The sequence below is a fragment of the Allobosea sp. P4_H5 genome (assembly GCF_056400825.1).
Genome location: NZ_JBFUKM010000010.1, coordinates 65,005 through 80,210, shown reverse-complemented (window position 1 = coordinate 80,210; position 15,206 = coordinate 65,005). Strand labels below are relative to the sequence as shown.

General features: G+C 66.7%; 12 protein-coding genes. 4 read left to right on the top strand and 8 right to left on the bottom strand.

Translation table 11 applies throughout. The annotated features are described in order from the left end of the window. Nucleotides 1–7: 7 nt before the first annotated feature. On the bottom strand, nt 8–1,456 hold the full coding sequence (locus AC1DS0_RS20515) for an aspartate aminotransferase family protein (RefSeq protein ID WP_476816136.1): 1,449 nt from the start codon (nt 1,454–1,456) through the stop codon (nt 8–10). Beyond that, nucleotides 1,449–2,141, bottom strand: a complete 693-nt coding sequence (locus AC1DS0_RS20510; RefSeq protein WP_476816135.1) for an MtnX-like HAD-IB family phosphatase — start codon at nt 2,139–2,141, stop codon at nt 1,449–1,451. Before AC1DS0_RS20510 ends, AC1DS0_RS20515 begins: the two co-directional genes overlap by 8 nt. A gap of 407 nt (nt 2,142–2,548) precedes the next feature. Between AC1DS0_RS20510 and AC1DS0_RS20505 the strand changes: the two genes are divergently transcribed. The 4 genes from AC1DS0_RS20505 (at nt 2,549) to AC1DS0_RS20490 (ending at nt 9,753) form a co-directional block, all read left to right on the top strand. Next, nucleotides 2,549–3,334 (top strand): IclR family transcriptional regulator, encoded by a 786-nt coding sequence (locus AC1DS0_RS20505; RefSeq protein ID WP_476816134.1) that lies wholly within the window; start codon nt 2,549–2,551, stop codon nt 3,332–3,334. Beyond that, nucleotides 3,331–7,179: a hydantoinase B/oxoprolinase family protein gene (locus AC1DS0_RS20500; RefSeq protein ID WP_476816133.1), complete on the top strand. Its 3,849-nt coding sequence runs from the start codon at nt 3,331–3,333 to the stop codon at nt 7,177–7,179. The genes AC1DS0_RS20505 and AC1DS0_RS20500 overlap by 4 nt, the downstream gene beginning before the upstream one ends. A 45-nt stretch (nt 7,180–7,224) precedes the next feature. Further along, entirely contained in the window at nt 7,225–8,898 is a 1,674-nt protein-coding gene (locus AC1DS0_RS20495) for an OPT/YSL family transporter (RefSeq protein WP_476816132.1), read from the top strand. A gap of 183 nt (nt 8,899–9,081) precedes the next feature. Beyond that, nucleotides 9,082–9,753 carry an AroM family protein gene (locus tag AC1DS0_RS20490; RefSeq protein WP_476816131.1) on the top strand — a complete coding sequence of 224 codons (672 nt, stop codon included), beginning with the start codon at nt 9,082–9,084 and terminating at the stop codon, nt 9,751–9,753. A gap of 30 nt (nt 9,754–9,783) precedes the next feature. Here the strand turns inward: AC1DS0_RS20490 and AC1DS0_RS20485 are convergent, their stop codons facing one another. From AC1DS0_RS20485 to AC1DS0_RS20460, 6 genes are read right to left on the bottom strand one after another with little or no spacing between them, the layout of a single operon-like run. Next, nucleotides 9,784–10,740 (bottom strand): catechol 2,3-dioxygenase, encoded by a 957-nt coding sequence (locus AC1DS0_RS20485; RefSeq protein WP_476816130.1) that lies wholly within the window; start codon nt 10,738–10,740, stop codon nt 9,784–9,786. Then, a complete protein-coding gene (locus AC1DS0_RS20480; RefSeq protein WP_476816129.1) occupies nt 10,737–11,846 on the bottom strand; it encodes a 5-methyltetrahydropteroyltriglutamate--homocysteine S-methyltransferase in 1,110 nt (369 codons plus the stop codon). The genes AC1DS0_RS20485 and AC1DS0_RS20480 overlap by 4 nt, the downstream gene beginning before the upstream one ends. A 31-nt stretch (nt 11,847–11,877) precedes the next feature. Further along, the gene (locus AC1DS0_RS20475; RefSeq protein WP_476816128.1) at nt 11,878–12,585 is read right to left on the bottom strand and encodes an ABC transporter ATP-binding protein; all 708 of its coding nucleotides are present in this window, start codon (nt 12,583–12,585) and stop codon (nt 11,878–11,880) included. Further along, complete coding sequence (locus AC1DS0_RS20470) at nt 12,578–13,330, bottom strand: ABC transporter ATP-binding protein (protein WP_476816127.1); 753 nt, start codon at nt 13,328–13,330, stop codon at nt 12,578–12,580. The genes AC1DS0_RS20475 and AC1DS0_RS20470 overlap by 8 nt, the downstream gene beginning before the upstream one ends. Continuing rightward, complete coding sequence (locus AC1DS0_RS20465) at nt 13,327–14,334, bottom strand: branched-chain amino acid ABC transporter permease (RefSeq protein ID WP_476816126.1); 1,008 nt, start codon at nt 14,332–14,334, stop codon at nt 13,327–13,329. The genes AC1DS0_RS20470 and AC1DS0_RS20465 overlap by 4 nt, the downstream gene beginning before the upstream one ends. Continuing rightward, entirely contained in the window at nt 14,331–15,188 is an 858-nt protein-coding gene (locus AC1DS0_RS20460; RefSeq protein WP_476816125.1) for a branched-chain amino acid ABC transporter permease, read from the bottom strand. Before AC1DS0_RS20460 ends, AC1DS0_RS20465 begins: the two co-directional genes overlap by 4 nt. Nucleotides 15,189–15,206: the final 18 nt, after the last annotated feature.

The window sequence follows — 15,206 nt, the reverse complement described above, 5'->3', positions numbered from 1 at the left end:
CCACTGCTCAGGCGTTGGCGACGCGGGCGAAGAGCTGGTCGAGCAGCTCGATCGCGAGGTCGATCTCGGCATAGCTCATGGTCAATGCCGGCGCGAGGGTGATGACGTTCTTGTAGTAGCCGCCGATGTCGAGCACGAGGCCGTAGCGTTTGCCGCCGACCTCGAGGTCGGCCTTCATGCCCTCGTCGCACATCAGGTCGACCAGCCGCTTCGACGGGGTGAAGCTATCATGCGGCTCGCAGATCTCGATCCGCAGCGCCATGCCGAGCCCGTCGACCTCGCCGACGATCTTGTGGCGACGCTTCAGCCCCTGCAGGCCTTCGAGGAAATACGCGCCCTTGGCCATGACCATGGTCTCGTAGTCCTCTTCCTCCATCATCTTCATCGCTTCCAGCGCGACGGCGGTGCCGAGCGGGTTGGCGTTGAAGGTCGAATGGGTCGAGCCCGGCGGGAACACGACCGGGTTGATCAGCTCTTCCTTGGCCCAGATGCCCGAGAGTGGGTTCAGCCCGTTGGTGACGGCCTTGCCGAAGACGATCACGTCCGGCTGCACGCCGAAATGCTCGATCGACCAGAGCTTGCCGGTCCGGTAGAAGCCCATCTGAATCTCGTCGACTACCAGCAGGATGCCGTGCTGGTCGAGCACCTTCTTGAGCTCGATGAAGAAGTTCGGCGGCGGGATGACGTAGCCGCCTGTGCCCTGCAGCGGCTCGACATAGAAGGCCGCATATTCAGCCTCGCGGACCTTGGGATCCCAGACGCCGTTGTATTCGCTCTCGAACAGGCGGGCGAACTGCTGCACGCAGTGATGCCCGTACTCTTCCTTGCTCATCCCCTTGGGACCGCGGAAATGGTAAGGGAACGGGATGAAATGCGCGCGCTCGCCGAAATGGCCGAAGCGGCGGCGATAGCGATAGGACGAGGTGATCGCCGAGGCGCCGAGCGTACGGCCGTGATAGCCGCCCTCGAAGGCGAACATCAGGCTCTTGCCGTGCTTGGCGTTGCGCACGAGCTTCAGTGAATCCTCGACTGCCTGGGCGCCGCCGACATTGAAGTGGACGCGCCCCTTGGTGCCGAACTTGCGCTGTGCGTCCTGCGCGATCATCGCAGCGAGCTCGATCTTCTCGCGGTGCAGATACTGGCTCGCCACCTGCGGCAGCGTGTCGATCTGGCGCTTCAGCGCGTTGTTCAGGCGCGGATTGGCGTAGCCGAAATTGACGGCCGAGTACCACATCTGCAGGTCGAGGAAGCGGTTGCCCGCCGCGTCGAGCATGAACGAGCCCTCGCAGCCCGAGAAGATCTTCGGAAACTGCGTGTAGTGGACGGTGTCGCCATGCGAGCAGTATTCGGCCTCGAGCGCGAGCAGGCGGGCCTCTTCCTCAGCCAGCGTCGCCGCCGGCGCGGAGGAAACATCGACCGGCTCGGAGCGGTCGAGCAGGGTGAAGCCGTCATCCATTGATCATGTCCTTGCGTGCAGGGGCCGCCGATTCCGTCGTGGTTTCCGACAGCAGGGTTTCGAGGAGGCCAACGGCCTCAGAGAAGGTGTTGAATGGGCGATGGCCGATGCCGTTCTCGCGGCAATGCGCGATCAGGCTCTTCTTGGCGAAGACGAGGTCGGCCTGGCCGGCGACGCAGAAATCCGAGCGACCATCGCCGACGAGCAGGGTCAGCGGCCGGCTGAGGCTGCTGGCGACGCGGCACTTGCAGGTGCCGCTCGTACAGCCGCCGGATGGGTCGGCATGCGGCGAGGTCAGTCGCCAGCGATCGCCCGGCAAGGGCTCGATATGGTTGGCGACGACGGTGAGGCCGCTCAGGCCGGCGCGGCCCAAAAGCGCATGGATCGTGCGGTCGAGCCCGTCGGAGACGACGGTAACCGGGATGCCGGCGCGCTGGCACAATCGCACGAAGGCCGCGAAGCCCCAGTCGATCGCCAGCGAGGAGACGAAAGTGTCGAACACGTCGGGCGAGGCGTGCAGCAGGGCGACCTGACGCTCCATGCACTCGCGCGAGCCGATCTCTCCAGCGACCCAATCCGCCTCGATCTCTTCCCAGCCCGGTTCCGCGAAACGCTGGAGGACGCGGTCGGTCGTATCCTCGCGTGAGATCGTTCCGTCGAAATCGACGATTGCCTGCCAGTTCATGCCTGCTGCGCTCCAGCCAGTCCGCGCGCCGCTCAGCAACCATCGTGCCACGCACCAAGTCTTTGAAATATCGAGATGAAGAGGCTGTGGCCCCAAGCTGCAGATCCCGTCTTTTGGAGGCGGCTCCATTTTTTGGAGCCTCGCATCCAGTCTATAAGCGGAGAGCTTGCCCGAGGATTGCGCGGCATGCGGCGGGCAGAGCAGATCGCAAGACCACAGCGTCTCGCGAAGGCCGCCCAACACCTAGCGTACCCGCAGAACCGATCTCGCCTTCCCACGCGAACGATTCGAACCGCCAGAGACCCACCGACGACACAAACCGTCTTGACTCACCGTCAAGCCGGCGTATTGTTCCTTTTATTGCAACCTAAGTTCCATTTTATGGAACTATCTCGGAAGCGACCCGGATGTCCATCCTGACGGCAGCCGCAGACGTGCTTCGTTGCTTCTCCAGCACGCGTCACGACGTGACCGTGACCGACCTCGTGACCCTGCTCGGCATGCCCAAGAGCAACGCCTCGCGCCTGCTCAGGGCGATGCGCGACGAAGGCCTTCTGGAAACGGTCGGTGACAGCAAGCGCTATCGCCCGGCGCTGCTGCTCGCGCAGGTCGGCCAGCTCTACCGTTTCGCTGCTTCGCTGATCGACCGCGCCGACGCCGTGGTCGGGCGCGTCTCCGACCGGATCGGCCACACCGGCTATATCAGCGTGCGCCGCGGAAACGAGATCATCGGTGTCACCGCCCATCCCGGCCGACATGCGCTGCGGGTCGTCACGTCGATCGGCGACCGCATCCCCGCCTTCGCCTCCAGCACCGGCCGCGCTCTTCTGGCCCGGCTCTCCGACGCCGAGGTCCGCGCGCTCTATCCTGAGGGGTTCACCGCCCCGTCCGAAACCGCGCCCCGCGACATGGACGAGCTTTTGGCGCGGCTGACCGAGACCCGCCGCAACGGCTTCGCCGAGTCCCATGACGAGGCGGTGCGCGGCGTGCGCGCCATCTCGGTCGGCCTCGGCGATCCCGCCAGCGGCGACGAGGTCGCGCTCTGCATCTCCTTCCCGGCCGCGACGGTCGAGCCGGGTGAGCGCCTTTCCATCATCCGTTCCCTGGCCGAAGGCGCCGCCGAGATCGCGGCGCTGACCAAGGACAAGCACTTCTTCCCCTTGAACCTCTCAACCGCGGAGACTGCTCCATGAGCAATCGCTGGCGCATCGGCTTCGACATCGGCGGCACTTTCACCGACTTCATCCTCTATGATGGTGAGGAGCGTTCGGTCCTCTTGCACAAGCGCCTGACCACGCCGCACGACCCATCCGAAGCCGCGCTGATCGGCCTTGGCGAACTCGTCGACATGGCCGGGATCACGCTCGCCGACGTCGGCGACATCGTCCACGGCACGACCCTGGTCACCAACGCCGTGATCGAGCGCAAGGGCTCCAGGCTCGGCCTGATCACCACCAGGGGCTTCCGTGACATCCTCGAAATGGGGACCGAGCAGCGCTACGACATCTACGACCTGTTCCTGACCTTCCCCGACCCGCTGGTCTCGCGCGAACACCGCCTCGAAGTGCCCGAGCGCATGGACCGCGACGGCAAGGTCGTGACCGCGCTCGACGCCGAGGCCGTGCGCAAGGCCGCCCGCGAGCTCGCCGCCGCCGGTTGTGAGGCGATCGCGATCTGCTTCCTCAACAGCTACCGCAATCCCGCCCATGAGCAGGAAGCCGGCCGCATCGTCCGCGAGACCTGCCCGGAGTTGACCGTCTCGCTGTCGAGCGAGGTCGTCGCCGAGATCTGGGAGTATCAGCGCTTCGTCACCACCGCGGCCAACGCCTATGTCCAACCGCTGATGCGGCGCTACCTCGAACGGCTGGAGCGTGAGCTCGCCGCCCGCTCCTTCACCGGCGCGCTCCGGCTGATGCATTCGGCCGGCGGCCTGGTCTCACCCGAGACGGCCCGGACCTTCCCGATCCGCCTGCTCGAAAGCGGCCCGGCCGGCGGCGGCCTCGCCACCGCTCTGTTCGGCGAACTCGCCGGCCACAAGGACGTGATCTCCTTCGACATGGGCGGTACCACCGCCAAGGCCTGCATGATCGAGGACGGCCGCGCCGAGATCGCGCCGATGCTTGAGGCTGGCCGCGTCAACCGCTTCGCCAAGGGCTCGGGCCTGCCGATCAAGGCGCCGGTGATCGACATGATCGAGATCGGTGCCGGCGGCGGCTCGATCGCGGCGATCGACGAGGTCGGCCTGCTCAAGGTCGGCCCGCATTCGGCCGGCTCCGATCCCGGCCCGGCCTGCTACGGCATGGGCGGCGTGAAGCCGACCGTGACCGATGCCAATCTCGTCCTCGGCTACTATGACCCGGGCTTCTTCCTCGGCGGGCGCATGGCGCTAGACTTAGAAGCGGCGCGCAAGGCGGTCTCGACCGTGGCCGAGCCGCTCGGCCTCTCCATCGAGGAAGCGGCCTGGGGTATCCACAAGGTCGTGGTCGAGAGCATGGGCGCCGCCGCCCGCGTCCATCTCGTCGAGAAGGGCAAGGACCCCCGCCATTACGCCATGGTCGGCTTCGGCGGCGCCGGCCCGGCGCATGCTGTCGACGTCGCCCGCGTGCTCGGCGTCAAACAGGTCATCATCCCGCCGGCCTCAGGCGCCGCTTCGGCGCTCGGCTTCCTCGCCGCGCCGCTTTCCTTCGATCAGGTGCGCTCGCTGCCGGTCGAGTTCTCCGAAGGCTTCGACGCCGCCGCGGTCAACCGCGTGCTGACGGAGCTGGAAAAAGAGGGCCGCAAGCATCTGATCGAGGCCGGCGTGAAGCCCGGCGACGTCACGGTCGAGCGCTCGGCCGATATGCGCCTCGTCGGCCAGATGCACGACATTTCCGTGCCGTTGCCGTCAGGCGCGATCGACGCGTCGAGCTTGGAGTCGATCCGCGCCGCCTTCAGCAAGACTTATTCGGCCCGCTACACCTCGGTCTACGAGGGCGCCCGTCTGGAGGCGATCAATTTCCGCGTCCGCTGCGCCGGCCCGGTGCCGACGCTCTCGCTCTCCGGCGCGGCCGGCGGCGGCGACGCCATGGCCAAGATCAAGGGCAGCCGCCGCGCCTGGTTCGAGGGCGGCTGGAGCGAGGCGGAGGTCTATGACCGCTACGCCTTGCGCTCCGGCGACACGATCAGCGGCCCGGCGATCATCGAGGAGCGCGAGGCGACTACGATCGTGCCGCCCGGCGACAGCGTCACGATCGATGATGTCCTGAACCTGATCATCCATGTCGGCCAGGCCAATGCGGTCGAGACCACGATCACCGCCGACATGCCGCTCGCCGAGGCTGCGCGCCGCATCGAGGCCGATCCGATCTCGCTCGAGATCATGTGGAGCCGGATGATCAACGTCGTCGAGGAGATGTGGCTGACCGTCTGCCGCACCGCCTTCTCGCTGGTGATCTCGGAGGCCCAGGACTTCGCTTGCGAGCTGCTCGATCCCGAAGGCGAGACGCTAGCGCACTCGCCCCGCGCCATGCCGGTGTTCAACCTGACGCTGCCGCGCGCAGTCAAGGCGCTGCTGGAGCGCTACCCCGCCGAGACACTGAAGCCCGGCGACGTGCTGATCACCAATGATCCCTGGCTCTGCGCCGGCCATCTCTTCGACATCGCGATCGTCACCCCGGTCTTCCTGGGGAACCGCGTCGTCGGCCTGATGGGCACGGTCGGCCACGTCTCCGACATCGGCGGCACCAAGGATTCGTTGCGGGCTCGCGAGATCTACGAGGAAGGCTTCCAGATCCCGCCGATGAAGCTCTACGAAGCCGGCAGGATCAACGAGACGCTGGTCCGCCTGCTCGCCGAGAACGTGCGCAACTCCGAACAGGTGCTCGGCGACCTCCACTCCTTCGTCGCGGCCAACGCCATCGGCGCCGAACGGCTGCAATCCTTCCTGAATGACTACGGCATGCAGGATTTGCGGGCACTGGCCCATGTCGTGCAGAGCCGCTCCGAGAAGGCGATGCGCGAGGCGATCCGGGCGCTGCCGGACGGCACCTATCACGGCACCGTCTCGAACAACCCGCTCGGCACGCCGATGACCTATCCGCTGGCGCTGACGGTCAAGGACGACACCATCCATCTCGACTTCGCCGGCGCGCCGCCGCAGCTGCCGCAGGGCGGGCTGAACTGCACGCTCAACTACACGATGGCGCACGCCACCTACCCGCTGAAATGCATGCTGACGCCATCGGTGCGCGGCAACGCCGGCTGCTACCGCGCCTTCTCGATCGATGCGCCTAAGGGCTCGATCCTGAACTGCGACAAGCCGCTGGCGGTCAATTTGCGCACCCGCACCGGCTGGTATCTGGCGCCGAACATCTTCCGCGCGCTGTCACAGGCGGCACCGAAGCAGGTGCAGGCCTTCACCGGCCTGCCGGTGGCGGCCAGCGTCTACGGCCGCGACCAGGCCGGCGACACCTATTCCGACATGCTCTTCGTCGGCGGCGGCCAGGGCGGCTCGGCCCATGGCGACGGCAAGTCCGGCCTGCTCTACCCAACCTCGGCGGCCAACACCTCGATCGAGACCTTCGAATCGCGCGTGCCGGTGCTGGTGGTCGAGAAGACCTACCTCACCGACTCCGGCGGCGCTGGCCGCCAGCGCGGCGGTCTCGGCCAGCGCGTCCGCCTGCGCAAGCTCTCCGATGACGGCCTGCCGACCTTGGTCTCGCTCTATCCGGAAGGGGTCAACAACCCGATCCAGGGGCTGTTCGAGGGCAAGGCCGGCGGCGGCGCCTCGGGCCGGGTCATCGACGAGCAGGGCCATGTGCTGAAGGACGTCGGCACGGGCGAGCTCGTTCAGGTCAAGCAGCCGCACGAGATCGTCGAACTCGTGCTTGCCGGCGGCGCTGGCTACGGCCCGGCTTCGGAGCGCTCCCGCGAGGCCATCGCCCGCGACATCGCCCTTGGCCTCGTTTCGCCGGAAGCGGCCAGGCGCGATTACGGCATGCATGCCGCCCATGCTTCCCAGGATGTCGGCGAGGCCAAGACCGGCATCCTTGTTGCCTGACGGATCAAACGGACAAGCCCATAGGGCGAATGAGGGGACTGAGGCATGACGACGCAAAATGACGGAGTGCCTCAGCGGCACCCCAGCCTGTTCGAGCCGGCGACGCTGGCGCTGATCGCGATCCTCTGCGTCTTCGGCGCGATCATCGGGATGCAGCTGCTGGTCTCGCTGGGGATCACCGCAAACACCTCGCTGATCGGCGCGCTCGCCGCCATGGCTCTGGCGCGCGTGCCGCTCGCGATGTTCGCGCGCTACCGCTCGATCCACGTCCAGAACCTGGCCCAGAGCGCGATCTCCTCGGCCACCTTCGGCGCGGCGAACAGCCTGCTGCTGCCGGTCGGCATCCCCTGGCTGCTCGGTCGGCCGGACCTGGTGCTGCCGATGCTGGCCGGCGCCTTCTTCGCCATGCTGCTCGACGCCTACCTGCTCTACCGGATGTTCGATTCCCGCGTCTTCCCGGCGACGGGCGCCTGGCCGCCGGGCGTCGCCGCCGCCGAGGCGATCAAGGCCGGCGACGAGGGCGGCCGCAAAGCCGTGCTGATGGGCGTCGGCTTCGTCACCGCCATCCTCATTGGCTTCGTCAAGGTGCCGCTGGCCTGGATCGGCTTCGCCGGCTCGGCCGCGATGTCGAGCATCCCGATGTCCGCCTTCGGCGTCGCCTTCATCGGCAATATCTGGGCACTGACCATGTTCGGCATCGGCCTGCTGCTGCGCGGCTATTCCAGCCAGATCTTCGGCGGCCCGCTCTTCGAGACCGTCATCCCCAAGGGCGACCTGATGGCCGCCTACATCCCGCACGGCTTCATGATCGGTGCCGGCCTCGTCGCACTGCTCCAGGTCGGCCTGCTGCTCTTCCGCCGCGACGAAGCCCAGAAGCAGGCCGAGGCCGCCTCGGGTACTTCCGATGCCGAGGTGAAGCGCGCACTCGGGCTCGGCACGATCGGCTACCTCGTCATTGCCATCTTCATCGCGCTGGTCGGCGGGCTGATGACCGACATGTCGATCGGCATGCTGATGCTGTTCGTGCTCTACGCCGCCTTCGCCGCCTATGTGCATGAACTGATCGTCGGCCTCGCCGCGATGCATTCCGGCTGGTTCCCGGCCTTCGCGGTGGCACTGATCACCCTGATCATCGGCATGCTGATTGGCTTCCCAATGCCGGCGCTGGCGCTGCTGGTCGGCTTCTCGGCCGCGACCGGACCAGCCTTCGCCGACATGGGCTATGACCTCAAGGCCGGTTACCTGCTGCGCGGCAACGGCGTCGACCCCGCTTTCGAGCGCGAGGGCCGCCGCCAGCAGCTCTTTGCCGCGATGTTCGCCTTCGTCATTGCCGGCGCGGTCGTGCTGGTCTCCTACCAGTCCTTCTTCGACCGGAACCTCGTCGCCCCCGTCGACAAGGTCTATGCCGCGACGATCAAGGCCGGCGTCGCGCCCGGCGTCGCCTGGCAGCTCTTCCTCTGGGCGATCCCCGGCGCGATCCTGCAATTCGTCGGCGGGCCGAAGCGCCAGATCGGTGTGCTCTTTGCCACCGGCCTCCTGATCAACTTCCCGATGGCGGGCTGGGCGGTTCTGGCCGGCATCCTCTGCCGTCTCATCTGGGAGAAGCTGCGCGGCGCCGATGGCGAAGGCGACATGGAGGTCTTCGCCGCAGGCGTCATCGCCGGCGACGCGATCTTCTCCTTCTTCGACTCCGTCTCGAAGAACTTCAACAAACCTTGAGGCAACACCGCGTCTTTCCGGGGCATCGCGCAGCGATGAGCCCGGAACCCAGAACCAATGAGCTTCATCGATCGAGGCTCTGATCAGACGGCGCCTTGCCGGGTATGACATCGGTTCTGGATTCCGGGCTCGTTGCTTCGCAACGCCCCGGAAAGACGGCGCGGCAACAGGGAGGAAGCAGCCATGGCCAAGCTCGGCACCCTCACCATCGGCCAGGCGCCGCGCTCCGACATCACACCGATCCTCGACGCGGTGCTGGGCGCCGAACTGCCGCGGCTGCACACCGGCGTGCTCGACGGACTGTCGCACGAGGAGATCGCCCGGGACTTCGCACCCGAGGTCGGCGGCGCGCTCCTGATTACCAAGCTGCTCGATGGGACCTCCGTCGTCATCGACCGCCAGCGCACCGAGCGCGCAGCGCAAACCAAGCTCGCCGCGCTCGAAGCTGCCGGCTGCAGCACAATCCTGATGCTCTGCACCGGCCATTTCGCAAGCCTGCGGACCGAGCGGGCCCGCCTGATCGAGCCGGACCGCATTCTGCCGCCGACGGTTGCGGCCCTGGTTCAGGACGCCCAGCTCGGCATCATCGTGCCGCTCACTGAGCAGATCGCCTCGGAGGCCGGGAAATGGGCGCCGCTCGCCCGTCCGCCGATCTATGCCGCCGCCTCGCCCTATGGTGGCGACGGCCCATCAGTCGCCGAAGCCGCAGAGCACCTCGCCGAGCACGGCGCGCAGATCCTGCTGATGGACTGCATGGGCTTCGTCGAGCGCCATCGCCAGGAGGCGGCCGCAGTTGGCCTCCCCGTCATCCTGTCGAATGCGCTGATCGCCAAGATCGTCTCGGAAGTGGTTTGAGCGCGCAGCTTCAGCGCTCTCAAAGCCGCGCTATTTGCCCGACGGCGGCGTGCCGTGAGTGTGAAAACTCTCAATCGTCTTCAGCCCCCAGGCCTGGCCCTTCTTCCGCTCTTCTTCCGTCCAGGTCACCGTCTTCCAATCGGGATCGAGGATCAGGCGCGCGCCGGCATTGGCGATCTCGACGCGGTTGCCGGCGGGTTCGTAGACATAGAGGAAGAAGGTCTGCTGCACCGCGTGCTTGTGCGGCCCGGTCTCGATGAAGACGCCGTTCTCCAGGAAGAGATCGGCCGCCTCCAGGATGTGCTCGCGCTGGTCGACGGCATAGGTGACGTGATGGAAGCGCCCGCGCGCCGGCGTGTGGTCGCGGGTGTAGGCGATGTCGTAGCTCTTGTTGTTGACGGTGAACCAGCAGCCGCCGACCTCGCCGGAATCGAGCACGATCTGCTCGGTCACGCGGCTGCCCAGCGCCTTGGGCATGAACTCCCGGATCGTCGCGACGTCCTGCGCCAGCAGGTTGAGATGGTCGAGCCGGCGCACGGCGCAGCCACGGCCATGGTTGCGCTGCGCCTGGTTCTTCAGGGCAGGCCGCTCCTTCTCGGGAGCGGCATACTTGTTGGTCTCGAAATAGATCTCGAAGACATGGTCATCCGGATCGCGGAAGCGATAGGCCCGGCCATGGCCGAGATCGCCCTCGACCCAGCCGATCCCGCAGCCCATCGCCTCGATCGCCGCGACACGTCGCAGCAACCCCGCCTCGCTGCTGGCGCGATAGCCGATATGGCCGACGCCCGTGGTCTTCGCCGCGGTGAGCTTCAGCGTGTGGAACTCGTAGTCGTCCCAGGCGCGCAAGTAGACGCTGTCGCCCTCGCGCCCGCTTTCCGTCAGCCCGAAGATGTCGACGAAGAAGTCGAGGCTCTCCTGCGGCTTGTCGGTGAAGAGCTCGACATGGCCGAGATGGGCGATGTCGAAGCAGGGCTCCCCGCTCATCCCCAGACCTCCTTCGCGACCTCGAGGATGCGCGAGAGCTTGGCCCATTGCTCGTCCTCGGCCAGAACGTTGCCTTCCTCGGTCGAGGCGAAGCCGCATTGCGGCGACAGGCAGAGCTGCTCGAGCGGCGCGTATTTGGACGCTTCCTCGATCCGGCGCTTGAGATTGCCCTTGCTCTCGATCTCGCCGAATTTCGAGGTGACCAGCCCGAGCACAACCTGCTTGTCGCCCTTGGGCAGGAAGCGCAGCGGCTCGAAGCCCCCGGAGCGGTCATCGTCCCACTCCATGAAATAGCCGTCGACATTGATCTCGTTGAAGACCATTTCGGCGACCGGCTCGTAGCCGCCCGAGGCGATGAAGGTCGATTTGAAATTGCCGCGGCAGGTATGGGTGGTGATCTGCATGTCGGCGGGCTTCGCCTTCAGCGCCGCATTGAGCACGTCGCGATAGATGAAGACCAGCTGTTCCGGGTCATCGCCGCGCTCGGCCAGCATCTTGCGCTGCTCGGGATCGCAGAAATAGGACAAGCTGGTGTCGTCGAGCTGCAGATAGCGGCAGCCGGCATCGTAGAAGGCCTTGATCGCCTTGGCGTAGACCTTGCCGAGGTCCTCGTAATAGTCCTCGATCCGCAGATAGGCGCTCGGATCGATCGCTTTGCGGCCGCCGCGATAATGCAGCATGGACGGGCTCGGGATCGTCATCTTCGGCACGCGATTGGTGACCGAGGCCAGGAACTTGAAATGGGCGAGATGCGGGTGGTCGTCCGGGAAGTCGAGCTTGCTGGTGACGCGAACCGCATGGCCCTTGGTGCTGACACCCTTGAACTGGATGCCTGAATCGGTCTCGAAGCTGGTGACGCCGGAAAGGCCATCGAGGAAGTCGAAATGCCAGAAGGCGCGGCGGAACTCGCCATCGGTCACCGCCTGCAGGCCGACCTCCTCCTGCTTGCGGACGAGCTTTTTGATCTCCTCGTCCTCGATCGCGGTCAGCTCGGCCTGACCGATCTCACCGACCGCGAGCTTGGCGCGGGCGTCCTTCACCGGCGCACTGCGCAGCAGGCTGCCGACCATGTCGCCCCGGAACGGCGGCTTCTGTCTCTGGCTCATGGCGTTTCCTTTCCTCGGTTCTGTCGTTGGCTCAGGCGGCTGCGAGGCCGAGATGGCGCTCCAGCCGTGACGGGTCGGCGAGGAGTTCGGCACTCCCCGCTGAGAGGACGACGCGGCCGCGCTCGAGCACGATCGCCTCGTCGGTGAGTTCGAGGATCTTGCGGGCGTGCTGCTCGATCACGATCGCCGAGAGCCCCTCCTCGCGGACGAGGCGTTTCAGGGCGCGCAGCAACTCCTCGACGATGATCGGCGCGAGGCCTTCCGTCGGCTCGTCGAGCAAAAGAAGCTTGGGGTTGAGCATCAGCGCCCGGCCGATCGCCAGCATCTGCTGCTCGCCGCCGGAGAGCTGGTTGCCGAGATTGGCCTTGCGCTCGGCGAGGCGCGGAAACATCGCAAAGACACGCTGGGTCGTCCACGGGCCCGGCCTCGCCACGGCGGTCAGGTTCTCCAGCACGATCAGAGACTTGAAGATATTGCGCTCCTGCGGCACCCAGCCGATGCCGGCATGGGCGCGCTGCTCGGGCGAGGCTGTGGTGATGTCGCGCCCGGCGAGCACGATCCTGCCGCCGCGGCGGCGGGTGACGCCGATGATGCTGTTGACCAGCGTGGTCTTGCCGACGCCGTTGCGGCCGAGCAGCGCCAGCGAACGGCCCTCGGCGAGCGATAGATCGATGTCGAACAGCACCTGGGCTTCGCCATAGCCGGCGCTGAGGCGTTCGACTTTGAGGAGCTCAGCCATGGCCGTGCTCCCCGAGATAGGCGGCGCGGACGGCCGGATCATTGGCGATCTCGGCCGGTGTGCCGTCGGCGAGCAGGCGGCCATTGACCAGCACCGTGATCCGCGTCGCGAAGCGGAAGACGAGGTCCATGTCGTGCTCGATCAGCAGCACCGAGACATCGTCCGGCAGTCCGGCGACCGTCGCCATCAGCTCGCGGCGCTCGGCCTCGGGCACTCCCGCCGCCGGCTCGTCAAGCAGCAGCACGCTCGGCCTCGCGGCGAAGGCGGCGGCGATCTCGATCTGCCGCTGCTTGCCATAGGGCAAGGTCGCAATGCGCTCGTCCATGATGTCGTCGAGCTTGAAGCGGGCAAGGATTTCGGCGGTCTCGGCGATGAGCTCCTTGTCCCTGTCGAGCGCGCGCAAGGGCTGACGGCCACGGCCGAGGCGTTCGGAGGTCACAAGCGCGATCATCTCGACCGGCGTCATCGTTGCGAAGAGTTGGTTGATCTGGAAAGTGCGCGCCAGCCCGCGTCCGACGCGGGCCTCGCGCGGCAGCGTGGTGATGTCCTCGCCCATCAGCTCGACCCGGCCGGAGCTTGGCCGCAACACTCCGGTCAACTGGTTGACGAAGGTGGTCTTGCCGGCGCCGTTCGGGCCGATCAACGCGTGGCGCGCGCCCTTCGCCAGCGTGAAATCGACATGATCGGTCGCGGTGATGCCGCCGAAGCTCTTGCAGAGGTCGAAGGTCTGGAGCGCCACGCTCATATCGGCGACCTCCGGCGAAGAAGACCGATCCGGCTTGCGACAGCCTTGATCCCGCCATGGATCAGTTCGCGCCCGCCAAGCACGAACAGGACGAGGAACAGCCCGATCCAGAACATCCAGTATTGCGGTGTGAAGCTGGCGATCACGTCCTGCAGCAGCTTGAAGGCGACGGCGCCGATCAGCCCGCCATAGAGATAACCGGCGCCGCCGATGATCAGCACCAGCATCAGATCGGCCGAGCGATGAAAGGCAAGCACGTCGAGCGAGACGAACTGCGTGGTCTGGGCGAGCAGCGCCCCCGCCGCCCCGGCATAGACCGCCGCCAATGTGTAGACCGCGACCAGCCGCCAGTGCAGCGGCACGCCGGACGCCGAGGCACGGAGCGGGTTGTCACGGATCGCCCGCAGCGACAGGCCGAAGGGCGAGCACACAATGCGCCGCGCCAGCACGAACAGCACGAAGAGCACGGCGAGCGAATAGAGATAGGCGACCTTGCCGAAGATATCGAACTCGAACAGGCCAAGCACCGGCCCCATCATGATGCCCTGCAGGCCGTCGGCGCCGCCGGTGATGCCGCCAAGCGAGTTCGCCAGCTCCCCCAGGATCAGCGCGACGCCGAGTGTCACCATCAGCCGCGTCAGGTCGCTGCCGCGCAGGATCAGCGGGCTGGTGAGCAGGCCGAGCAGTCCAGCCGCTCCCATCCCGACGGCGAGGCCCGCCAGCGGATCGGCGCTGGCATGCTTGGCGAACAGCCCGGCCGCATAGGCGCCGAAGCCGAAGAAGGCGGCATGCCCGAGCGAGACGATACCGGCATAGCCGAGGATCAGGTCGAGCGAGACGGCAAAGAGCCCCAGGATCGCGATCTCGTTGAGGATCAGCAGCTGGCGCGGCAGCAGGAAGAAGGCCGCCACGGCGAGGACCCAGAACACGATCTCGGCCGGATGCCAGCGTCGCGCGCCATAAAGCGAGCGCCGGACGCGCGCCTCGATGCTGCCGGCACTCATGCCCGGCCCCTGGCGAACAGGCCGTGCGGCCTTGTGATCAGCAGGACGACCATCAGCGCGTAGATGATGAAGGCGCCGAGCTGCGGCACCAGGTACTTGCCGGCGACATCGGCGACCCCGAGCAGCATCGCCGCGAAGAATGGGCCGGAGATGGTCGAGGTGCCGCCGACCGTCACGACGATCAGGAAGTAGATCATGAACTTCAGCGGGAAGGTCGGATCGAGCCCCATCAGCTCGATGCCGAGCGCCCCGCCAAGCCCCGCGAGCCCGGAGCCGAAGGCGAAGGTTAGCGCGAACAACCGGTTCACAGGTATGCCGAGGCCGCGCGCCACCCTGGCATCGTCGACCGCGGCGCGCAGCCGGCTGCCGAAGCGCGTGCGGGTGAAACCCCATTGCATCGCGAAGGCCAGGGCGCCGCAGAGCACGATGATGAAGAGCCGGTAGCGGCCGACACCGATGCCGGCGACATCGAAGCGCCCGCTCAGCCAGGCCGGCAGCTGCACGAATTGCTGGCTCGAGCCCATCAGGTAGTCGGCGCCGGCAACCGACATGAACACCAGCCCGATCGAGAACATCACCTGGTCGAGATGGCTTTTGGCGTACATCGGCCGGTAGACCAGCCGCTCCAGCACCAGCCCTGCGAGCGCGGCGGCAAGGAAGGCCGCCGGCAGCGCCCACAGGAACGGCAGGCCGAGCCGCTGCATCGCCAGCACGGTGACATAGCCGCCGAACATGGCGAAGGCGCCGTGAGCGAGGTTGATGAAGTTCATCAACCCCATAGTCACGGACAGCCCGCAGGCCAGCACGAACAGGATCATGCCGTAGGCGACGCCGTCGAACAGGATGGTGAGCACGTCGGGTCCGCCCTGGCC

Excerpts from the sequence above, each read along its gene's own strand:
- AC1DS0_RS20515 (WP_476816136.1), bottom strand. The coding sequence starts at position 1,456 with ATGGATGACGGCTTCACCCTGCTCGACCGCTCCGAGCCGGTCGATGTT.
- AC1DS0_RS20510 (WP_476816135.1), bottom strand. The coding sequence starts at position 2,141 with ATGAACTGGCAGGCAATCGTCGATTTCGACGGAACGATCTCACGCGAG.
- AC1DS0_RS20505 (WP_476816134.1), top strand. The coding sequence starts at position 2,549 with ATGTCCATCCTGACGGCAGCCGCAGACGTGCTTCGTTGCTTCTCCAGC.
- AC1DS0_RS20500 (WP_476816133.1), top strand. The coding sequence starts at position 3,331 with ATGAGCAATCGCTGGCGCATCGGCTTCGACATCGGCGGCACTTTCACC.
- AC1DS0_RS20495 (WP_476816132.1), top strand. The coding sequence starts at position 7,225 with ATGACGACGCAAAATGACGGAGTGCCTCAGCGGCACCCCAGCCTGTTC.
- AC1DS0_RS20490 (WP_476816131.1), top strand. The coding sequence starts at position 9,082 with ATGGCCAAGCTCGGCACCCTCACCATCGGCCAGGCGCCGCGCTCCGAC.
- AC1DS0_RS20485 (WP_476816130.1), bottom strand. The coding sequence starts at position 10,740 with ATGAGCGGGGAGCCCTGCTTCGACATCGCCCATCTCGGCCATGTCGAG.
- AC1DS0_RS20480 (WP_476816129.1), bottom strand. The coding sequence starts at position 11,846 with ATGAGCCAGAGACAGAAGCCGCCGTTCCGGGGCGACATGGTCGGCAGC.
- AC1DS0_RS20475 (WP_476816128.1), bottom strand. The coding sequence starts at position 12,585 with ATGGCTGAGCTCCTCAAAGTCGAACGCCTCAGCGCCGGCTATGGCGAA.
- AC1DS0_RS20470 (WP_476816127.1), bottom strand. The coding sequence starts at position 13,330 with ATGAGCGTGGCGCTCCAGACCTTCGACCTCTGCAAGAGCTTCGGCGGC.
- AC1DS0_RS20465 (WP_476816126.1), bottom strand. The coding sequence starts at position 14,334 with ATGAGTGCCGGCAGCATCGAGGCGCGCGTCCGGCGCTCGCTTTATGGC.